This window comes from Photorhabdus laumondii subsp. laumondii, from assembly GCF_003343245.1.
GTDB lineage: Bacteria > Pseudomonadota > Gammaproteobacteria > Enterobacterales > Enterobacteriaceae > Photorhabdus > Photorhabdus laumondii.
Genome location: NZ_CP024901.1, coordinates 1621162 through 1643997, shown reverse-complemented (window position 1 = coordinate 1643997; position 22836 = coordinate 1621162). Strand labels below are relative to the sequence as shown.

The window sequence follows — 22836 nt, the reverse complement described above, 5'->3', positions numbered from 1 at the left end:
AATGGCTGGTAGGATTTAATGAATAACTTTATATACCCGTTATCTTTCAAGTTGCCTCTTTGTTGGCTGCACTCGCTCACCCCGGTCACATCGTTATCTATGTTATCTATGCTCCCGGGGATTCTCTCCCTTACCGTCGCGATCCATCTTGAAATCCATTGGGTATAAATCAATATATTAAATTTAAATCAAATAGATATAATCACCTATATACCTATGATCAACTTATATACCGCCTATTTATATAAGCAACGTAAAGACATTAAGTTCATATATCCGTCATCTTTCAAGTTGCCTCTTTGTTGGCTGCATTCTCTCACCCTGGTCACATCGTTATCTATGCTCCCGGGGATTCGCTCCCTTGCCGCCGCGATGCATCTTGAAATCTATTGGGTATATAATAGCCTGTTATTTTAATGAATTAAACATCACAGAAACGATAAATAAATATAAATTTATCGATTCAATTTTTCATTAAGAACTCAATATATCTTGTAAAAAAAATTTTCGTCATTTTCCTCAGTGACCGAAGATAGAGCTTCACTGCACCATCCGCTTGATAATTTACAAACAGTAAAATAATATAAAATCGACCATTAAAACAAATTAAATAAAATAGGAAATTATCATTATTGTACCGGTTATAAATATCATTATCGGATTAAATATATCTGGTTCCAATATACCATTATTTAATAAATTAATTATCTCAACCAATAAAATCAATAAATAACTTTAATAAAAGTATATTTAACATTTTATTTAATACATTATTAACCATTTATTGAGACTAATCATTATCTCAATAAGATATTTATAACAAATATACCCGCCATCTTTCAAGTTGCCTCTTTGTTGGCTGCACTCACTCACCCCGGTCACATAGTTACCTATGCTCCCGAGGATTCGCTCCCTTGCCGTCGCGATCCATCTTGAAATCCATTGGGTATAAAAGCTATGTAAATAAAACACATTTAACTTCTGATGCAGAAATTACCATTAATCTGTAATCTATAATCTATAATCTATAATCTATAATCTATAAATAGAGTGCCACTTTCCTATCAAAAGTGGCAATAATGATTTGCGTGAAACACGGAATATACAAATTGTTTTTTATAAAATAACAATAAAACCCTCAACCCCAACGCTATCGCAAATGGGGTAATAACCTGATGAACATCCATTTTCTCAACGACTTTCATTATGTTACTCGACTAATAATACCTGTCCTGTTTTTAGCTGTTTGACATTTGGTAACCACAGTCTTCCCCAGCTACCAGTACAATGACATCCATAGACCTCTTTTATATTTTCTTTTATAAAAAATTCTCTGATCTTCAATAACTCCGTCGGTAACGCTCTCCTTAAATGCAATCCGCCTATTACCGCGCATACTTTGTCCACACCGGTAATCATTTTAGCGTGGTTAATAATTTCACAAATACCAGAATGACCACAGCCAACGATAATCACCAATCCATTATCACTTTTCCAAATTAACGCACTATCATCCAATATATAATCATTGGCCCAAGAGCTCTTTCTAATTAATCCAAAGGATTTTCGATGATCATTTGCTATTTCCCCTGAAAAAATAAATCGCTCACTTATCTTCATATGCGATTTCGTTAACCGAAAAAAAACTCTCTTCTTGACTCGTTTATTAATTTTACCCGACATTTTTTTAAATTTTAACGCAATTTTCCTGAACATAACGCCATAATACTTCTCATTTAATGCATCAGGATGACATATTAATTTAGCATTATGTGGAAAATAGTTAACACCACCTATATGATCAGAATGCCCATGAGAGATAACAATTTTGGATATATCATCAATAGATATCCCCATCCTATTTGCATTCTCAATATAGCTACCATCCGGGCCGGTATCAAAAATTATCTTCTCTTCACCATCTTCAAGTAAAAGACTCAAACCAGGCTTAGCTATCAAATATGAATCAGATGTTTTATTTTCCAGTAGTACAGTTATTTTTAACGACATAGCACATCCATTAATTTTGTTGAAGTCATGCTTCTATTAAACGGTACGGGTAACAATAGCATTGACGTACATCAATAAAATAATGAAAAGCCATTATATCGTCACATTTTTATAAGCAGATCACAAATTCCTTCTCCTCGACTGACAGTTAATTTTTCAACATGAAATGATTATCTCTCTGTCATATTTATTGTCTTGCAATATTAACATACAAATATTATACCTTGCTGTACAACATATTTTTAAAAGAAGAGATAAATATATTATTAATAAATAAAAATCAACGGCAAGCCATTCAATTAATTTAATCAAATAGACTATACTAATGCCTCACATAATTGACAATGATTAATTTTAGATATCACTATAAGACCAGCAATTGACTTATATTACCACGCTCATTTCATCCATATTATAAGATAAAAATATAATATATTTATCAAATATAATTTAACTTTATATTACATAAAAAACATTTAAATAGCATAATTAATAACGTTATATATAAACATCATCTGTTGTTATAAACATAACCTATTCACTTATATCAAACCATTATTAATGCCTTTATTAATACGATAACAAAAATATATTATTTTTATGTAAAAAAATAGAATTAATATATTTCTTGGATTCACATAATAAGTGCAACATCGTTAATCCGGAAGTAAACATATCCGTATTCCTTATAAATAATTCATTGGATGTTTTACTACCCTTAGTTTTCGTGAGCGATTACTTAATCGGTTTATACCCGTCATCTTTCAAGTTGCCTCTTTGTTGGCTGCACTCACTCACCCCGGTCACATAGTTACCTATGCTCCCGGGGATTCGCTCCCTTGCCGCCGCGAAGCATCTTGAAATCCATAGGGTATACCACAAAATCTATTTCCTGCTCAGAGACTTCATTAAAATCGGTTCCCTTTAGAAAGTATTAACTGATTAACCCATTGATATTTTTATTGCTCCCTTCTTTCCCAAGATAAATAGGGTGAGAAAAGTAAATTTACGCCTCTAATTTAGTTCATGCTCTCCAAACTCCAAACATCGTATCATCTTCCCAATAGCCACTACGTTCAACTCTCCAATCACGGAGAATGGCGCTAACAAATCATGCTATTTATCCCATATGATTATGAAGGATTTAGGTTAAGTGATCTTCTGGTAGAACGAGCGGCAGATAATAAGCAAGATTGGCATGGATAACCCTAACCCCTCACATAACCATAAAAGACGATATTTCATCACAAATTTACAATAAGAATCACATTTCATTTGAATGAATACCGAAATCAATCATTATAAATGTGATATTAATCACATAATAAAAACAAAAAGATAAAATTAATTTGAAATTATTAATGTTGATTATTAAATGATTAATATTAATCTGTTTTTTATACAATGCTGTTACAAAATAATCACATTGGCCTGTTTTTTGCTTTGTCATATAACCTCTTGTTTTTGCTGCTATCTTAACCAACCCCCTATTTTAGTTGCCCGGTTGATAATCAACACTAAATATTGATCTCTAAGTTAAATTCGTGGTTAATGCTGTTTCAACATTGTGGAATAGCAAGTCAATGAAAAGCAGTATTGTAGTATTAATAGTTTTTTGTAGCGCAGTCTCAGGTAGTCAAGCCGCCGACATCGCAGATCAACAACTCATTCATCAACAGGCCCGCCAGCAAGCCCTGGAGACGCAATTAGCCCCGCCGCCTGCGGAGGTTCACCTGTCGGTACCGGAAACCGGGGAATCATCCGCCTTTGCGGTGGAAACTCCGTGTTTTCCCATTACCCACGTCAGACTGGCAGGTACCGAAAATTTCCCGCACTGGTTACCGTTCCGGCTTGTCGCCCAACAGGGCGAAAACCATTGTCTGGGCGATAAAGGCATTAGCCGGCTGATAACCCAATTGCAAGATCAGCTCATTAATCACGGCTATGTCACCAGCCGGGTTCTGGTTCCTCGTCAGGATTTGCGTACCCAAACCTTAAAACTGGTGATGATACCGGGAAAAATCCGGCATATCCGCTATACCCCTGACAGCGGGAACTATATCCAGCGGATAACCCCCTTTCCCGCGCGTGAAGGAAAATTACTGGATTTACGGGATATTGAGCAGGGATTAGAAAATCTGCAACGTTTCCCCACCGTTCAGGCAGATATGAACATTGTCCCGGCAGAGCAACCGGGGGAGAGCGATATTGTGCTGGACTGGCGTCAGTCCCGGCACTGGCGAGTCGCGACTTATCTGGATGATACCGGCTCCAAAAGCACCGGACGTTATCAGGGCGGACTCACCTTCTTTCTGGATAATCCCCTGGCGTTAAGTGATCTGTTTTATCTTTCCGGTGGACGCGATATTCATTCGTCTGCCGGGAAAGGCAGCCAAAATGACACGCTCTATTACTCTTTGCCCTTCGGCTACTGGATGGCGAGCGTGACGGCCAGTCATTACGATTATACCCAGACAATAGCCGGGCTGAATCAGGCGATCCAATATCGGGGCAAAAGCCAAAACCTGGCGGTTCAGCTTAGCCGGGTGCTGCACCGTAATGCCGACCAGAAAACCCTGCTTAACGGTGAAATTTATCGTCGGGCGTCTCGCAATTTTATTGATAACACTGAAATCGACGTTCAGCGCCGGGAAACCGCGGGCTGGAAGCTGGGGCTGTCCCATCATCACTTTATCGGCAGCGCGACGCTGGATACCCGGGTGACTTATCAACAGGGCATGCGCTGGTTTGGCGCACAACCGGCACCGGAAGAGTACCGCAATGAAGGGACTGCCTTACCCAAAATCACCCAGTTCTCAGCGACGCTTGCCGGGCCGTTAACACTGTTTTCTCAGCCCTTTTCTTATCAAACCCAATATTTGCGTCAGATAAGCGCCAGCCCATTGACGCCCCAGGATCGCTTCTCGATTGGCGGTCGCTGGACGGTGCGCGGCTTTGATGGCGAGTTGACCTTATCCGCTGATCGGGGTTGGTACAGCCGCAACGAACTGGACTGGCAAACCCCGCTGAAAGGGCAATCGCTGTATCTGGCAATGGATTATGGCGAAGTGGGCGGACGGGGCAGCGATACACTGCTCGGAAAACACCTGGCGGGGAGCGCTCTGGGCTGGCGAGGCAGCCTGAAAGGGGTGAGCTACGACCTGTTTGTCGGTGTCCCGCTATCCAAACCCGCCGGTTTCCCAACCTCCCCCGTCACGGCCGGATTCAACCTGTATTGGCAGTATTAATTCAAATAGCAAAACTGCCGGTGGGTAGTGTTGTGTGGAGTAAAAATCATGAACAAGCAGTTATATCGTATTATCTTTAATCAATCTCGCCAGATGTGGATGGTGGTGGCCGAGATAGCGCGGGCCGGACGGGGAAGAACCGGACGCCGCGCACGTCGCTCCGCTTCACCGCCGCGTTGTTGCCGGCTGACTGCGCTACGGTTTGGGGTGTTATTCGCCCTTGGCGGAATTTCGCTTACGGCACAGGCGGCGATTGTGGCCGACGGACAGGCACCGGGGCGTCAGCAGCCGACTATTATTCGCAGCGCCAACGGCACGCCGCAGGTCAATATTCAGACGCCGGGCGCCGATGGCGTTTCCCACAATACCTACCGTCAGTTTGACGTGGATAAACAGGGAGTTATCCTCAATAACAGCCATCAGGCTACGCAGACGCAACTCGGCGGCATGGTGGCGGGCAATCCGTGGTTAGCTAAAGGGGATGCCCGCGTTATCCTCAATGAAGTCAACAACCATAACCGCAGTCACCTCAACGGCTGGATTGAAGTGGCCGGGCATAAAGCCGAGGTGATTATTGCCAATCCGGCGGGCATCACCTGTAACGGTTGCGGGTTCATTAACTCACATCGCACCACGCTCACTACCGGACAAGCGCTGATGGAGCGAGGCCGGCTGAAAGGATTTGATGTCAATCAGGGGGAAGTGCGGATTGACGGGCACGGCATGGACAGCACACAGCAAAGTTACACCGATATTATCGCCCGTTCCGTGGCGATTAACGCCAAATTACACGCGCAAGACCTGAAAGTGACCACCGGGCGCAATATTGTGGATGCGGCGCATCAGCAGGTGGAGAAAAAATCGGTTGACGATGAAAAGCACCCGGCGTTTGCGTTGGATGTGGCGGCGCTGGGCGGCATGTATGCCCATAAAATCAGGCTGATAGGCACCGAAACGGGGGTGGGCGTGCACAATGCCGGTAATATCGGCGCGTCTGCCGGGGAGTTCCATATCACCGCCGAGGGCCGGATAGAGAACCGCGGCACCCTCAGCAGCCGGGATACGTTGCAATTAACCTCGTCTGCCGATGTCACTAACACCGGCAAATTGCTGTCACAATCGGCGGTGAATTTACAGGCTAAAGGTGCGCTCAATAATCAGGGCCGGGTGGAAGCCCGCGGCGATACCACCGTTACTGCGGGCACGATACACAGCAGCCATGACAGCGTATGGGCCGCGGGGCTGGATGATAACGGCAACACTACCCGACCCGGCTCATTGACCCTGACCGCGCAGCACGTTCAGGCTAAGGGCAAAAATCTGGCCACCAATACGCTGGCTATCCACAGTCGGCAGATTGACCTGAGCGACAGCCAGACTGCGGCCGGACAGATTCAACTCACAGCCGGTCAATCGGGCATCAGTACCGCTCGCGCCAGCGTCAACGCCGACCGTTTGACCGCAAAAACGCCGGGCCAGTTTAACAACGACGGCGGCCAGTTAGTGGCGAGGGCAATCCACCTCACAACGCCGGATTTATCCAATCAGCAGGGAAAAATTAACCAGACCGGTACCGGTGAACTGACGCTCCATACCCGCACCCTGAATAACCGTGAAGGGACAGTGTTCAATCAGGGGAAATTGACCCTCACCACTGACCGGCTTAACAACCGTCAGGGCACTATTGCCAGTCAGGGCGAGGACCTGCATCTCACCGCGCATCAGGCCGATAACAACCAGGGAACGGTGCAACTGGCAGGCAACGGGAAACTGTCGCTCAACACGCAACGGTGGCTGGGTGATAAGGGCAAATTGCTCACCAATGGCACCCTGACGATACAGGCCGGTGAACTGCAACTCAACCACGCCGAAACTCAGGCCGGGCAGATAACCATCAACGCCGATACTTTGAGCCATCAAAGCGGCGTGATGCAACAATGGGGTAAGGATGACTTGTCCCTCACTACCCGGATACTGGATAACCACAGCGGCACTATTGCGGGCAATGGCAACCTGAACCTTAAGGCAACGACCGTCGATAATCGTCACGGCAATATCGTGGCCGCCGACCAAGGTTCGCTGAAACTGACCGTCAAAGACACGCTGGATAATCAGTCGGGCAAACTGGAAGCGGGCCACGCGCTCCAACTTAGCGCCACTCAACTGGATAATCGCCGGGGGAGCATTGTTGCCGCCGGGGACAGCGCCACCCTCACCGTTGGCAAAACTATTCAAAACGCTCACGGCCATCTTGAAGCCCAAACCCGACTGACTACGACTAGCCAGACGTTGGATAACACCCAGGGGGTGTTGCTGGCACAAAACATTGACAGCCAGACCACAGGCCATCCCTTCACCAATACCGCCGGACAGGTGATAGCCGAAGACACCCTGACGGTCAACAGTGGTCAACTGGATAATACGGCGGGGCTGTTACAGGCCGGTCGCGAGATGGCCGTTGATACCCACGGGCATGGGCTCACCAATACCCACCATGCCGACCAAAAAGCGGGCCGGTTATTGAGTGGCGGGCAGTTAACTTTGCGCACCGGCGACATCGACAACACCGGAGGGATGATCGCAGCGGACGGCAAAACCGTGCTGACCAGCACCGCGCTCAATAATACTCAGGGCCAGATAGCCGGGAATGGCGGGCTGGACATTCACAGTCAACAACTGATAAACCGCGAGGGGACCTTACAATCCGCCGACGCCCTGACTCTGGATACCGACGGCCAGTTACTGGATAACCAACAAGGCCAGATTATGGGTGAGGGCAAGACCACTATCACCAGCGGCCCACTGGACAATCGCCACGGTCATCTGCAAGGCGGACAGTTGGCTATTGACACCCGACACGCCGCGCTGGATAACCGGGACGGCAAACTGTTATCCACCGACACGTTAACCCTGAACACTCACCAGCTCGACAATCGTCATGGGCAGGTGCAGGCGGTGGGCAACACCGTGTTGAATGTTAAGACTCAAACCGATAACACCGGTGGCCTTATCCGTGGTGGCACGCAACTCACCCTGAACACCGCTCACCTGATTAACCGCGAGACAGCACACACGGATAACGGGCTGGAAGCGCAAAACCTGACGGTAAACGCGCAACAGGTAGACAATACTCAGGGCGCTTTACGGGCAGCCAACCATCTGCAAGTTCAGGTGAGTCACACGCTGGAGAATGCTCAGGGGTTAATCTCCGCGGGCAAACAGCTTACCGTAGGCGACGCGACCCGTCCTGCGTCTCTGGTGATTAACAACCGGCAAGGCACCCTGATTGCCGGGGAACAGGCCACGATTAACGCACATGGCCTGAGTGGGGACGGCCAACTGTTATCACAGGGCGATATGGCGGTCACCTTAACCGAGGATTTTCACCATACCGGCAACACGGCGGCCAATGGCAATCTGACCCTGAAAACGACCGGCAATCTTATCAATGACCGCCAGATAAAAGCCGGTCAAACGCTGCATCTTGATGCACACAACCTCACCAATAGCGCCTCCGGTGAAATTAGCGCCGGACAAACACAAATCCAGGTCCACGATACGCTGAACAACACCGGACTGATTGACGGCGGCCTGACCCACCTCACGGCTAATACCCTGAACAACATGGGTACCGGGCGTATTTACGGTGACCAACTTGCCCTCCAGACGGGCACGTTGAATAACACCGCACAAAACGGCAAAGCCGCGGTGATTGCCGCGCGTGACCGGCTGGATATTGGCACCGGCACACTGAACAACAGTGACCATGCCCAGATTTACAGCGTGGGCGACCTGCACATCGGCGGCCGGTTGGATAACACCCTGACGGCCACCGGTCAAGCCCGTGTGCTCAATAACCACGCCGCGACGATTGAAGCCGGGCGCAACCTGAAGATTCAGGCTGACCGGATTAACAACACCAACGCCGGGTTGGTGACTCAGGTCGTCGAAACGGAAAAATCGCCACATCACGATGCCGTACTGAGCGGCCAGACCACCCGTTACGACTGGTCGCAGGTAGACACCTCCCGCCACAATAAATACGGCGTGCACGATGCCATCATGCCGGACGGCAGCGGCAGTAATGACTTTTACGAATATCAGTACACCCGCACCGTCAGGGAAACTCAGGTTAAACAGAGTGACCCCGGTAAAATTCTGGCCGGGGGTAATATCACGCTCAACAGTGCGCAGGTCACTAATCACGACAGCCAGATTGTTGCTGGCGGCACGCTCGGTGGTGAAATTGGCGAACTGCACAATATTGCCACTCAGGGCGAACGTATCACCACTGATACCGGCAGTCAGACCCACTGGTATGCAAAAAAGAAACGACTGAAGCCCCGATTCCGTGGTACCAAAACCTCACAAGGGAAAAGCCGCAGCCGTTATGCTCCCGCGCCGGTAATAGAAACGATTGATTTGAAAACGCTGGCCTGGCAGGCGCATACCCGTCCACAGGGTACCGATATTACGATTACGGACCGACAAACCGGCCAGATACACGCTGCCCCCACGGCGGTCACACCGGTGAACGGTATCAACAACCAGCCGCTGGTGCTGCCTCCCGGTCAGCCGTTTGAACTGAGTTTGCCCCCGGAGACCGTCAAAGGACAAACTGTCGACCCGGTGATACGCGTGGTGACGCCCGATACCCGCTTGCCGAATAACAGCCTGTATACCGTGCAACCGGGCAGTGACAGTCACTATCTGGTCGAAACCGACCCGAAATTCACCCAGTATAAGCAGTGGCTGGGCTCGGACTATATGCGGGAACAACTCACTCACGACCCGGCGCTGGTCCACAAACGTCTGGGCGATGGGTTCTATGAACAGCGTTTGGTGCGTGACCAAATCACCCAACTGACCGGCCAGCGCTATCTGTCCGGTTACAACAACGACGAAGCGCAGTTTAAAGCGTTGATGGATGCCGGCGTTGCCTTTGGCAAACAGCAGCAATTAACGCCGGGCGTCGCCTTAAGCCCGGCACAGATGGCGCTGCTGACCTCAGACATTATCTGGCTGACTAACCAAACCGTGACTTTGCCGGATGGCACTACCGAGGTGGTCACCGTGCCGCAGGTTTATGCGCGCGTCCGTCAGGGCGACCTGCGCAGTGACGGTGCCTTGCTGGCCGGGAATACCGTGGCGCTCAACAATCAAGGCGATATCACCAACAGCGGCACCATCAGCGGGCGTGACGTCACTCAACTGACGGCCAACAACCTCACCAATAGCGGCTTTATTCGCGGCGGTAAAGTAGATTTAGCGGCCCAACAGACGCTCACCAACCGGGGCGGCCAGATTCAGGGAGATGACCGGGTGACTCTGAAAGGCCGGGATATCACCAGCGCATCGACCGTGCGCGGGGATGAAGCTAACCGCTGGCTGGACCGTCCGGCAGGCATCTATGTGCAGAACGATAAAGGCACCTTATCGCTGAGCGCCATTAACAATGTCCAATTAACCGCCAGTGACGTCAAGAATGCCGGTAAAGACGGTCACACCGAGATAACGGCAGGCCATAACCTGACGCTGGACGCCTTAAGCACGCGCCGCACAGAGCAAGGCGACTGGGGGAAAGATAACACCCGCCATCTGACCCAACAACAGGATATCGGCAGCCAGATAACCGGCACCGGTGAGGTGACCCTGCAAGCCGGGCAGGATTTGAACGCCACCGCCGCTCACGTCAACGCCGGTCAACACCTGACGGCGCAGGCCGGAAATAGCCTGACGCTGACCACCGGGACCGCCTCATCCGACTTAGTGGAGCACAGCAAGCAAACCAGCAAAGGCTGGCTGTCGAAATCGTCAGTGGAAACCCACGATGAAGTGCATGACCGGCAGGCGCTCAGTACCACATTCAGTGGCGATAAAGTGAATTTACAGGCCGGAAAAGACCTCAATATCCGCGGCAGCAATGTGGCGGGCACGCAGGATGTCAGCCTGAACGCCGGTCATCAGCTCACCGTCACCACCGCCGCGGAATCTCACGATGAAACCCATTTGCGGCAGGAGAAAAAATCGGGCCTGATGGGGACTGGGGGGATTGGCTTCACCTTAGGTAAAGCCAGCCAGAAAGTCACCACCGACAGTGACCGCCAGCTGAGTAAAGGCAGCACGGTCGGCAGCAGTCAGGGCAACGTCACCCTCAACGCCGGAGAACAGCTCCGGGTTCACGGCAGTGAGGTGATTGCCGGTAAAGACCTGACGCTGACCGGTCAACAGGTCGATATCACCAGCGCGGAAAACCGCCATCACACCACGACAAAAACCGAACAAAAACAGAGCGGTTTAACCGTGGCGCTGAGTGGTGCCGCTGGGGGTGCCGTCAACAGCGCGGTGCAAACAGCCAGAGCCGCCCGCACTGAAAGTGACCCGCGAGTAAAAGCCCTGCAAAACACTCAAGCCGCCCTCAGCGGAGTGCAAGCGGCGCAGGCTGGCCGACTGGCGGCGGCTCAGGGCAGTGACGACAAAGGCAATAATAATCTGGCCGGGGTGAGCCTGTCTTACGGTCGGCAATCTTCCCGTTCAGAACAGCAGCACCGCCAGACCACCCAACAGGGCAGCCATCTCACTGCGGGAGATAACCTCACGATAACCGCCAAAGGGGATGACAAAGGCGCATCAGGCCAGAATGGCGATATCCGCATTCAGGGCAGCCAGTTACAGGCGGGTAAAGACCTGCAACTGAATGCTCACCGGGATATTCAGCTCTCCTCCAGCCAGAACACCGAACAGACGACCGGCAAAAACAGCAGCCACGGCAGCGCGCTGGGTGTGGGCCTGACCGTGGGACCGGGAGGGACTGGTTTGAACATCTCGGCCAATGTCAGTCGGGGCAACGGCCGTGAAAACGGCAACGGCGTCAGTCACACTAACACCACGTTACAGGCGGGACAGACCGTCGGGCTGAACAGTGGCCGGGACACGACGTTAAAAGGCGCTCAGGTCAGCGGCGAACAGATTACCGCCGAGGTGAAACGTCATCTGACCCTCAGCAGCGAGCAGGATAGCCAGCGCTATGACAGCCAACAACAGAATGCCAGCGCCGGCGTCAGTGCCACCGTAGGCCCCCTCACCAATGGTACCGCGAGCCTCAATGCCAGCCGCAATAAACTCCACAGCAACTATGACAGCGTGCAAGAGCAGACCGGGCTGTTTGCCGGTCAAGGCGGCTATCAGGTTAATGTCGGTGACCACACCCAACTGGACGGCGCGGTGATAGCGAGTCAAGCCGACAAAGCCAACAACACCCTGAACACCGGGACGCTGGGCTTCAAGGATATTAAAAATCAAGCGGACTTTACTGTTGAGCAACAAAGTGCGGGCATCAGCCTCGGCCAACCGACCGCCGGTCAGGTTCTCAATAATCTGGCGGTCAATGGGCTGACAGGGACTCATAACTCAGGCCATGACAGCACCACCACGCACGCCGCCGTCAGTGACGGCAATCTGATTATCCGGGATAAGGCGCACCAGACGCAGGATATCGCGAACTTAAGTCGCGATACCGATAATGCCGCGAATGTCCTGAGTCCGATATTTGATAAGGAAAAAGCACAGCAACGGCTGAAACAGGCGCAACTGATTGGCGAAATCAGCGCCCAAATGACCGAGATAGCCCGTACGGAAGGGAAAATTATCGCCACCAAAGCGGCGAAAGCGAAACTGGACCATATCAGTGAACCGGACAAAGAGGCCGCCAGAAAAAAACTGGTCGACAGTGGCAATCCACACCCGACTTCGGCAGATATCAATAAGCAAGTTTATGACACCGCTTACACGCAGGCACTGAATGACTCCGGCTTGGGGACCGGCGGAACCTATCAAAAAGCCTTACAGGCCGCTACGGCAGCGATTCAGGGCTTAGCGGGGAACAACCTCGGTCAGGCGCTGGCCGGGGGCGCTTCACCGTATCTGGCGGGCGTGATAAAAGAGCTAACCACCGACCCGCAAACCCATCAAGTGGATATCGCCACCAATACGCTGGCCCATGCGATTTTAGGCGCGGTGGCGGCAGAAGTCAGCGGTAACAATGCGCTCGCGGGTGCCGCGGGTGCGGCGTCGGGGGAACTGGCCGCGCAGGTCCTGATAAAGCAACTTTACGGTGATGGGGCCAACGTCAGTGAGTTAACGGAGGAGCAGAAGCAAACTATCAGCACCCTTTCCACCCTGGCAGCAGGACTGGCAGGCGGTATTGCCGGTGACTCCACCGGGAGCGCTGTTACCGGGGCGCAGGCAGGGAAGAACGCAACCGATAATAATTTCCTGGGAAAACTGGTAACAGAAGGGTGTGCAATAGCTGCTCCGTGTCGAGCCAAAGTGGCAGAAAAAGTCCTGGAGATAGGCGTTAAGGCGGGTATAACCGGAATAGTGGCAAAGGAAATCGCTGATAAGATTTCTTCAGAAGACTTAGACCATCTGATTATGCTTCAGATGATGGGAAATGATGAAATCACACAGAGTTATCTAAATACACTTCAGGATAAATACACTCAAGTTGCTAATCCAACTGACCTACCAACACATACCGGCAATACGGAAGGTAAGCCGGATGTAGGTGGTAATACGACGGTGACCCCAATTCCTGATGGCCCGAAAAAAGATGATTTTATTTATCAGGCCAAAGGAGAAAAACCAGAAAACTATTCTCCTGTAGGAGCAGGTAGGTCAGGTGCATTTAATGAAGCAAAACGTCGCTCAGGAATTCCTATTGGAAAACATCCTGATAGAGTATTGCCAAATGTTGATAAGCGAGGAAGGCTCCAGCCTGGAAAAATTTATGAATTTGATGTTCCTAAAGCAGGAGGGGGAACTCAAACTATACAAATTAGGGATGATGCCAAAGGTCATGATTTTGGAATAAATGATCCCCAGAATAGAGGGCCTCATTTTAATGATGAAAAAGGGAATCACTATGACTACTGACATGATAGTTAGGTATGCTACTGATATCTGTAAAAATAACGATATCACTAATTTTAGTTCTTTATTTATTACAGAAATGAATATTGAAGCGGTAAGCTGGGAACTATTAGATCTAAATCGCGAAAGAGGTTTTGTACCACTTTTTACGAAAATGGTAGAGACGCTAGAAATTTATGATGATAGAAGTTCTATTTATTTATATATAGAACTATCTGGCGTTCAACCGGACACATCTATTACTCGGTATAAACAAGCTTGGGGATTATTAAAATCAAGAGGAAATGATACAGAATTCGCGTTAAAAAAACAGAATGTTATGGTTCAGTCTTCACGGGGCTTGACTTTATCAGGGTTATGTCACTTTTATCTTTCCGATTTAAAAACAGCGGCAAAGTTAGTATTAACTGAAAAGAAAACATATTTGGCACTTATCCCCGACGAAAATATTTATGAGAGGTTAGATATAACACAAATTCGACATATTTCAGATTGGGCAAATTTCATTTGGCAACATAATGGCATCGTTTTAATGATATTAGGTGCTTTCGATGATCTTGGCTGTGAGATTGTTGCACTAGGAAGGAATGAGAATATTTTTTCTCTAACAAAAGGTTGTTATTGAGAATAACTATCTGAGCGTGAATGAGCTGGACAGTTTTGCGCATCAAGCCCGCACCTGTGAAGGCGAAAGCTGCAAACAAGTGATCAAGGATATGGTAGACACTAATATCCGCAATCAGCAGGAAATGATGGATTTCTGCAACAGCAACCCGACCCAGTGTGCACAGAAGTATGGTTATCTGGTTGATCAGTGGCCGGTGTTTGAACGTACCCTCAAAAATATGGACCGGGATGGCACATTGCCGGTTGAGTTCAGAAATTACCTGTCGGCGGTGAATACGTTAGGTCAGGCGGCCACAGGCAAGGTAGGCGAACTCGGCTGGACAAAACGCTTTGAGGCGATGGGCATGAGCAAGGAAACGGCCGCTGCGATGGCGATGACATTGCCAATTGTGATGGAGGGGGCTAAAGGGCCGAAGTCATCGCCAACAACAAAGGGAAGCACAGGCGCGGCTGTTAATACAGAGAAAACGGCGCTGGAAAAGATTGGGAAAAACAGTCAAGGCACAACGAATCTGGGTGATAAATCGGATAATACTGTTTATCATCAACAGCTTATCAAAAATGCTGAAAAGATATCTACTGCGAAACCAGGACAACAAGTTGCTGCGCCAAGGGATCTGAATGAGCAAACTTTCTGGAAACAGGTTGAATCAAATCCGTCACAAGGAAGTAAATTGTTAGGTATGAATAAAGATCCCCGTTTTCCTACAGCGGCTGGTTTTCAGAAAATGGAAGCAAAACATAGGCTCCCTAATGGACAAACAATAACTATCCATTACCAGTACAACTCAAATACTGGTAAAGCCTATGACATGAAAATTACTACTCCTCAGAGAATCCAACAGGATCCTAAAAAGGTAATAGATTCAATAAAGGATAATGTTAAATGAAAATACAAGAATCAGATGGCTCTATTGTTGATGTTTTTGCCATATATTGGTTTGGTGATGAAACATATTTTTATGGGTTACCACCAAATTATGGAGGTTTACAGGCATATAAGTCTCATGAAGTCTCAGTTATCGATACAACGATAGATTTTAAAACTGTTTTTTTCTCAAATGATGATGCTAAAAGTGTTCATCATTGGGCATTAATAGAAGAACAGTTGCTGGATGATCTACTTGAGTTAGATGAAACTGCTTATCAACGCTTTTTGGCAATCCTAAAGGCAGAAGGTAATATAGAACAGGATTTTTGTTAATTAGGCGTCCCGGTCAGTGGCCGGGAGCTTCCTGCTTTTAACCGTCAACTGTTCTCAACGAGCCGGATAATCAACTGTCCGTGCTCAACACTGACCTGCACTGGCTGCCCGGTCACAAAGCCCGCTTCTTCCAGCCAATTACCTTTAAGATGCAAGCTGGGATGCTGGCTGTAATAGCGGGTCATGCCAGTGTGGCGGTCGGCGTGACATCGGCTGATATAGCCGACCTTATAGCGGCGTTGCGCTTTCGAACTGCCTGAATTTACATTACAATCGCGTTCAGCCATAGCTAACTACCTCTGATAGTGGGTTGTGGTTAGCGGTGCTGGGATGTTCTCAGCATCTCAACACCGCGTAAGTATTGTCTCTTCTTGAGCGGCTAACGTTTTACCGTCCAACGTTTAGCATCATGCATATGCAACATACTGCTAATCACTGTCTCAATCGCTTCCCGCTCTTTCTCATCCAACTGTGAGACTGCTTCGAACTGGAGTTTTAGCCGGTCATCGGGTCCGCGCTCATTGGGATCAAAAAGAAGCATATCGGCACTGACATTCAACGCTAATGCAATCCGCCGAAACACATCAATCGTCGGCTGGGATGTCCCGGCTTCATAGCGCTTGTATTGTGAAACGTGCATACCAATCTTGTCAGCCATCTGTTGTTGCGTGAAACCAAGCTCTTTACGGGAAGCCGCCAATTTATCAGAAAAGCTCATAGGAAATTCCAAAGTTGCTGTAACTGACGTCACTATACCCCTCCCGTTTTTATCGCTTGACTAAAAGTATCATATCAGGGACTATATATATTATCAATATGAATCTTGACGCATTTTACAGGAGTAGAGGCAATGACCCGCGTTCCCGATACCGATTTAGCCCGCTTAAAGCAAACCGTCTCGTTACTGGGGCTGGCGCGTAAGCAAGGCCGTCCGATGAAAAAACGCGGTGAGGATTATGTGCTGCGCTGTCCGTTCCATAACGAGAAAACGCCCTCAATGGTGATATCGCCTGCTAAGAACCTGTATCACTGCTTTGGCTGTGGCGCAGCGGGGTCGGTGCTGGACTGGGTGATACAAACGGAAGGGGTGACGCTGAAAATCGCTATCCGCCGGCTGCGGGAGCTGGCCGGGTTGCCGGATATGGACAATGCAGTTGTGGCCGCTTCTTCTTTAGCCGCCCCGCCGGAGTCCTGTCTTTCCTACACAAATATTTTAACCCGCCCCCGCGTTATTGAACTTTTCCCTCATAGATTGATCTCAATAAAAAACACGACTTGAGGTAATCTTTATGTTTTCAACCAGCGCCGAACAATGGGCAAATGACACGTTTCAACATGCGGAATTAGGTGATAAACGCCGTACCAACCGCCTGGTGAAAGTGGCCTGTTCGTTGGCTAACCATATAGGACAATCGCTCGTGCAATCTCTTGACTCTCCTGCCGATGTTGAAGCGGCCTACCGACTGACCCGAAATTCCGCCATTGCGCCTCAGGCCATCGCCGAAGCCGGATTTACCGCCACCGTCGCTCACGCTCAACGTTATCATTGCCTGTTAGCGCTGGAAGACACGACAACCCTGTCATTTTCCCATGCGTCGGTCGCCGATGAACTCGGCTATACCACCTCAAAGGAAAAATCCCGGGGCATGCAGGCACACTCGGTGTTGTTATTTGCGCCTGAAGAACAACAGGTCGTGGGGTTGATAGAGCAACAGCGCTGGTGTCGAGATGTCAGTGATTATGGCAAAAGCCGACAACGCGATACACGCCCTTATGAAGGGAAAGAGAGTTATAAGTGGGAACGGGCCTCACAAGCCGTCGACAGCCGGTTAGGGGAGCAGATGGCCAACGTGATTTCTGTCTGTGACCGTGAAGCCGATATCATCGAATATCTGCGTTATAAAACGAGCCAAAAACAACGTTTCGTCATCCGTTCGATGCAAAACCGGCGTATAGAGGAAAGTCAGGATAAACTTTATGACTTTATTAGCCGGTTACAGAGTGCTGGAGAACGATTAGTTCAGGTCAGACAGAAAGGCGGGCGTCAGGCGCGTGTCGCGCATTGTGATATCAGTTATGCCGAAGTGACGTTGAAAATCCCCGAAGGAAAAAGCGGTGAGGCGGTGCGGATATTTTATGTCGGTTGCTACGAAAAAGGTCCGGAGGATGGGCTTTGCTGGCATCTTCTGACCTCCGAACCCGTCAACAGTCAGGAAGACGCCCATAAAATATTCAGTTATTACGAGCGCCGCTGGCTGATAGAAGAATTTCACAAAGCGTGGAAAACGGGCGGCACGCAGGTAGAAGCGCTGCGTATGCAAAGCAAAGATAATCTGGAGCGCATGATAGTGCTGCTGGCCTTTATTGCGGTACGAATACACCAGCTGCGTTTTATGGGTCTGAACAAAGAAGAGGCAGAGAAAGAGAGCTGTGAGACAGTATTAAGCCCCCTGGCGTGGAAATTACTGTGGTCAAAACAAGAAAAACGCCGTGTGCCGAAAAAAGCCCCGAGTTTGCATTGGGCCTTCATCAATCTGGGAAAACTGGCCGGCTGGTACGATTCCAAACGCACGGGTCGAGTCGGATGGGAACGACTTTGGGAAGGCTGGTTTCGGCTGCAAACCCTGATAGACGGCTATTTGCTGGCTAAATCAGTTGATTTGGAGATCTGATCAAGAGACAGGCCGGAGTCACAGGCGGCCCCCCTGCCGCGCCCGAAACTGGCCGATCTGGACGATGACGGGCAGGCGCTGTTGCATCAGGTGATTGATTTTTATCATCAGAACTTACTGGCGTCACCGGAAGCCAAAGCCTGGCTGGAAAAACGCGGGCTGCATCATCCTGAACTGGTCAGCCACTTCCGGCTCGGTTATGCGGGTCATCACGGTATCAGCGGTTCCGCGGGATTGTTGCCGTCCAAAGACAGTCAGGAAGGTCAGCAGTTGCGCGGCAAGCTGTCGGGGCTGGGCGTGTTGCGTACCACCACCCGGCAGGACCACTTCCGGGGCTGCGTCGTGGTGCCGATAATCGGCTGGGCCGAATCGACCAGTGTGGCCAGCCGCGGGCGGGTGCTGCAACTGTATGGTCGCCGAACCCAGCCGGATTACAAAGTCCTGAAAGACAGCCCGAAGCATCTGTACCTGTCCTCACCGCTAGCCGGGGTCTGGAATGAGGCAGCGATGAAAGCCGCTGCGGAAATTATCCTGTGCGAAGCGCTGATCGATGCTATGACCTTCTGGTGTGCCGGGTTCCGCAACGTGATCGCCGCGTTCGGGGTGAACGGGTTTAACCGTGAGCATCTCGAAGCCTTGCAGTATCACGGCGTGAAGCGGGTGCTGATTGCCTTTGACCGGGACGAGGCCGGAGACCGTGGCGCGGCTAATGTAGCCGCTGATTTACTGGAAGCCGGTATCGAGGCGTGGCGGGTGCAGTTCCCGCCAGGTATGGATGCCAATGACTATGCGCTGAAAAGCGGCAATGCCGAACATGCGCTGGGGCTGGCCTTGCAACAGGCGGTCTGGCTGGGACAGGGAACAGCGCCGGGCGCGGTGTTCAGCCATGAGCGGCCCGTCTCGCCGAGTGTGACGGAAAAGCCCCAAAGTGCCGGGGTGGCTAAATCTTCTTCTTTAGCCGCCCCGCCGGCGCTGACCGTTGCCCCCGTGCCCTGTGAGCGCACGGCGTCCGGTGAGTTGTTGATGAAAAGCGGCCCCCGGGTCTGGCGGATACGGGGGATGAAAAAATCCCCGGTACCGGACGTGATGAAAGTCAATGTGCAGGTGCGGGATGAAACGTCCGGCCTGTTCCATGTGGATACGCTGGACATGTATCACGCGCGGCATCGTCAGAACTACATCAGCACGGCGGCGCAAGAGCTGGAATGCGAGCTGTCGGTCATCAAACGCGAAGCCGGGCGGGTCTTGCTGATGCTGGAGCAGCAACAGGACGCGCAACAGCAAGCCGACGCCGAAGCCTCAGGGACAACGGCGGTCACGGTCAGCGCGGAAGACGAAGCCGCCGCGCTGGCGTTGCTGACATCGCCGAACCTGACAGAACAGATTATCAACGACATGGCCGCCTGTGGCGTGGTCGGCGAATCCACCAATCTGCTGACCGGGTATCTGGCGGCAGTCTCGCGCAAACTCGATAAACCGCTGGCCGTGCTGATACAAAGCAGTTCCGCTGCCGGGAAATCGTCATTGATGGAGGCGGTGCTGAACCTGATGCCGGAAGAGGAGCGTATCCAGTACTCGGCAATGACCGGGCAGAGCCTCTACTATCTGGGGGAAACCAGCCTGCAACACAAGATACTGGCGATAGCCGAAGAAGAAGGCGTGCGGCAGGCGGCTTATGCCCTGAAACTGTTGCAGTCCGACGGCGAGCTGAAAATCGCCAGCACCGGCAAGAACGAACAGAGCGGCGAACTGGTGACGCGGGAATACAAGGTACAGGGCCCGGTGATGCTGATGCTGACCACCACCGCCATTGATGTGGATGAAGAGCTGCTGAACCGCTGTCTGGTGCTGACGGTCAACGAATCGCGCGAGCAGACGCAGGCCATCCACGCCATGCAGCGGCACCGCCAGACGCTGGCCGGGTTGCTGGCTGACTCGGAAAAAGGCTATCTGACGCAGTTACACCAGAACGCCCAGAGCCTGTTAAGGCCGCTGAAAGTGGTCAATCCTTACGCCCATCAACTGACGTTCCTGTCAGACAAAACCCGGATGCGGCGCGACCACATGAAATACCTGACGCTGATACAGGCCATTGCCCTGCTGCACCAGTATCAACGTGAAGTGAAGAAAACGACCCACCGCGGGCAGGTCATCGAATATATCGAAGTCACCCAGGACGACATTGCCCTCGCCAACCGGCTGGCGCATGAGGTGCTGGGGCGCACGCTGGATGAAATGCCGCCGCAGACGCGCAAGCTGTTGCTGCTGATACAGGACTGGGTACGGGAAACCGCCGGACAACAGGCGGTCAAGGTCGATGAACTGCATTTTACCCGGCGGGATATTCGGACCGCTTTGCACTGGGGTGATACGCAACTGAAAGTACATCTGGCGCGGTTGCTGGAAATGGAATACCTGTTGCTGCATCGCCGCGGGCTGACCTATGAATATACGCTGTTGTGGGATGGTGAAGATACCGGGCAACCGCATCTGTGCGGGTTACTGGAGATGACTGAATCCCGGTCAGAAACGGCAGGCAATGTGTTTCAGTCGGGGTCAGAGGATGTTCAGTCGGGCACGGGTCGGGGCAGGGTCGGCAGTCAGTCGGTAAATCAGAATCCGGCCTCAAGGCAGGCAACATCAGACCTGTCGGCGGAAGTGGCCGGGGTAAAGCAAAAAGCAGTTATTAAGACAGAAAAAAAACCGGCTTCAATCCCCCTGCCCGAAGAAACAGAAATGACGAATGACGCTGTTGCGGGCAAGGCGTTCCGGTCGGGGTCAGAGGGTGTTCAGTCGGGTACAGGTCGGCCCCAGGTCGGTACACAGCCGGACAGACAAAATCCGGCCTCAGCACAGACAGCACAAGGTTTAACAACAGAACCGGGCGGGGCCGGAAAGAAAACGGTTAACAGACATAAAACGCAAAAGGCCCCACCGCCCGCTGCCTCAGCCGCCCATCCCCAATCCGAAACGGAGGTTAATCATGGCAAACCGTAAACCCCGCAAGGGGAGTCTTCTGACCGTTAATGACGTCTACCGTCAGCCTGTGGGGCCGGCGCATGACCCGAAAAGCCTGTATGCACTGCTGCTGCGCTTCGTGGCCTGGCGGCAGGAACGGAACTGGTCGGAAACCACGCTGAAAGTGCAGACCCATCACACCTATCACTTTATCCTGTGGGCCACGGACCGGGGCCTGTACTATGCCGCGGACATCACGCGGCCGATACTGGAGCGTTACCAGCGCTACCTGTACCAGTACCGAAAGACCAACGGAGAGCCGCTGAGCATCCGCACCCAGCGCACGCAGTTGCAGCCGTTACAGGTGTGGTTCAAATGGCTGACGAAACAGAACCTGATACTGGCGAACCCGGCAGCGGACATTGAGTTGCCGCGGGAAGAAAAACGCCTGCCGCGGTATATCCTGAGCATTGATGAAATCGAGCATATCCTGTCGCTGCCTGACCCGAATACGTTGCAGGGCGCGCGCGACCGGGCCCTGATGGAGCTGCTCTGGTCAACGGGGATACGACGCAGTGAAGCGGCCCGGCTCGATATCTACAGCATTGACGGGTCACGCAAAACGGTGACCATCCGGCAGGGCAAGGGGAATAAAGACCGGGTATTGCCCCTCGGCGAACGGGCCTTAAACTGGCTCCAGTTCTATCAGCAACAGGTTCGCCCGCAACTGCTGGTCACCCCGGACATCCAATCGCTGTTCGTGGCAATGGACGGTCTCGACGGGTTGCAGCCGAACGGTATCACGAATGCCGTAAGCGGTTATATCCGGGCCGCCGGCATTGAGAAAAAAGGTGCCTGCCACCTGTTCCGGCATGCGATGGCAACGCAGATGCTGGAGAACGGCGCGGACCTGCGCTGGATACAGGCCATGTTAGGCCATGCCAGCGTGGAGTCAACCCAGGTGTATACGCAGGTCTCTATCCGGGCCTTGCAGGCGGTGCACGCCAGCACCCATCCGGCGGAGCAAATGGCCGACGAAAAAGTCCGCGACGCCGATGAGGTGGGTTTACTGGCCGACCTGTACGCCGACGATAACGCCGACACGGACACGCCGCCGGACAGTTCAGAGCCGACCTCAACCGCCGATAGCCGCTGAGCGTCCGCACGCCCCCGTTGAGTTGGGCGG

The 22836-nt window shown here is 51.0% G+C and carries 12 protein-coding genes; 9 read left to right on the top strand and 3 right to left on the bottom strand.

The features are described 5' to 3' along the window. Positions 1-1209 precede the first annotated feature (1209 nt). Positions 1210-2010 (bottom strand): MBL fold metallo-hydrolase, encoded by an 801-nt coding sequence (locus PluTT01m_RS07065; protein WP_011145677.1) that lies wholly within the window; start codon positions 2008-2010, stop codon positions 1210-1212. A gap of 1583 nt (positions 2011-3593) precedes the next feature. Here PluTT01m_RS07065 and PluTT01m_RS07055 point away from each other — a divergent pair. Genes PluTT01m_RS07055 through PluTT01m_RS07035 form a run of 5 tightly spaced genes read left to right on the top strand, consistent with a single transcriptional unit; the run spans position 3594 to position 16020 of the window. After that, entirely contained in the window at positions 3594-5258 is a 1665-nt protein-coding gene (locus PluTT01m_RS07055) for a ShlB/FhaC/HecB family hemolysin secretion/activation protein (RefSeq protein WP_011145676.1), read from the top strand. Between the two features lie 48 nt (positions 5259-5306). Next, the gene (locus tag PluTT01m_RS07050; RefSeq protein WP_011145675.1) at positions 5307-14192 is read left to right on the top strand and encodes a hemagglutinin repeat-containing protein; all 8886 of its coding nucleotides are present in this window, start codon (positions 5307-5309) and stop codon (positions 14190-14192) included. Beyond that, on the top strand, positions 14182-14814 hold the full coding sequence (locus PluTT01m_RS07045) for a hypothetical protein (protein WP_041379993.1): 633 nt from the start codon (positions 14182-14184) through the stop codon (positions 14812-14814). Before PluTT01m_RS07050 ends, PluTT01m_RS07045 begins: the two co-directional genes overlap by 11 nt. 16 nt (positions 14815-14830) lie before the next feature. Further along, complete coding sequence (locus tag PluTT01m_RS07040; RefSeq protein WP_232507881.1) at positions 14831-15706, top strand: hypothetical protein; 876 nt, start codon at positions 14831-14833, stop codon at positions 15704-15706. Next, positions 15703-16020, top strand: a complete 318-nt coding sequence (locus PluTT01m_RS07035) for a hypothetical protein (protein WP_011145465.1) — start codon at positions 15703-15705, stop codon at positions 16018-16020. Before PluTT01m_RS07040 ends, PluTT01m_RS07035 begins: the two co-directional genes overlap by 4 nt. A gap of 44 nt (positions 16021-16064) precedes the next feature. Here the strand turns inward: PluTT01m_RS07035 and PluTT01m_RS07030 are convergent, their stop codons facing one another. Both PluTT01m_RS07030 and PluTT01m_RS07025 read right to left on the bottom strand, forming a co-directional pair. After that, entirely contained in the window at positions 16065-16307 is a 243-nt protein-coding gene (locus PluTT01m_RS07030; protein ID WP_011145464.1) for a SymE family type I addiction module toxin, read from the bottom strand. Positions 16308-16399: 92 nt separating this feature from the next. Next, entirely contained in the window at positions 16400-16738 is a 339-nt protein-coding gene (locus tag PluTT01m_RS07025; protein WP_011145463.1) for a helix-turn-helix domain-containing protein, read from the bottom strand. Positions 16739-16870: 132 nt separating this feature from the next. On the opposite strand from PluTT01m_RS07025, the gene PluTT01m_RS07020 reads away from it, so the two are divergent. The 4 genes from PluTT01m_RS07020 to xerC are packed head-to-tail and all read left to right on the top strand — an operon-like array spanning position 16871 to position 22806. Then, complete coding sequence (locus PluTT01m_RS07020; RefSeq protein WP_041379992.1) at positions 16871-17299, top strand: CHC2 zinc finger domain-containing protein; 429 nt, start codon at positions 16871-16873, stop codon at positions 17297-17299. 10 nt (positions 17300-17309) lie between these two features. Then, positions 17310-18692 (top strand): IS4-like element ISPlu9 family transposase, encoded by a 1383-nt coding sequence (locus PluTT01m_RS07015; protein WP_011144727.1) that lies wholly within the window; start codon positions 17310-17312, stop codon positions 18690-18692. 33 nt (positions 18693-18725) lie between these two features. Further along, complete coding sequence (locus PluTT01m_RS07010; RefSeq protein WP_232507920.1) at positions 18726-21689, top strand: toprim domain-containing protein; 2964 nt, start codon at positions 18726-18728, stop codon at positions 21687-21689. Next, the gene (xerC, locus tag PluTT01m_RS07005) at positions 21676-22806 is read left to right on the top strand and encodes a site-specific tyrosine recombinase XerC (protein WP_011145673.1); all 1131 of its coding nucleotides are present in this window, start codon (positions 21676-21678) and stop codon (positions 22804-22806) included. Before PluTT01m_RS07010 ends, xerC begins: the two co-directional genes overlap by 14 nt. Positions 22807-22836: the final 30 nt, after the last annotated feature.

Excerpts from the sequence above, each read along its gene's own strand:
- PluTT01m_RS07065 (WP_011145677.1), bottom strand. The coding sequence starts at position 2,010 with ATGTCGTTAAAAATAACTGTACTACTGGAAAATAAAACATCTGATTCA.
- PluTT01m_RS07055 (WP_011145676.1), top strand. The coding sequence starts at position 3,594 with ATGAAAAGCAGTATTGTAGTATTAATAGTTTTTTGTAGCGCAGTCTCA.
- PluTT01m_RS07050 (WP_011145675.1), top strand. The coding sequence starts at position 5,307 with ATGAACAAGCAGTTATATCGTATTATCTTTAATCAATCTCGCCAGATG.
- PluTT01m_RS07045 (WP_041379993.1), top strand. The coding sequence starts at position 14,182 with ATGACTACTGACATGATAGTTAGGTATGCTACTGATATCTGTAAAAAT.
- PluTT01m_RS07035 (WP_011145465.1), top strand. The coding sequence starts at position 15,703 with ATGAAAATACAAGAATCAGATGGCTCTATTGTTGATGTTTTTGCCATA.
- PluTT01m_RS07030 (WP_011145464.1), bottom strand. The coding sequence starts at position 16,307 with ATGGCTGAACGCGATTGTAATGTAAATTCAGGCAGTTCGAAAGCGCAA.
- PluTT01m_RS07025 (WP_011145463.1), bottom strand. The coding sequence starts at position 16,738 with ATGAGCTTTTCTGATAAATTGGCGGCTTCCCGTAAAGAGCTTGGTTTC.
- PluTT01m_RS07020 (WP_041379992.1), top strand. The coding sequence starts at position 16,871 with ATGACCCGCGTTCCCGATACCGATTTAGCCCGCTTAAAGCAAACCGTC.
- PluTT01m_RS07015 (WP_011144727.1), top strand. The coding sequence starts at position 17,310 with ATGTTTTCAACCAGCGCCGAACAATGGGCAAATGACACGTTTCAACAT.
- xerC (WP_011145673.1), top strand. The coding sequence starts at position 21,676 with ATGGCAAACCGTAAACCCCGCAAGGGGAGTCTTCTGACCGTTAATGAC.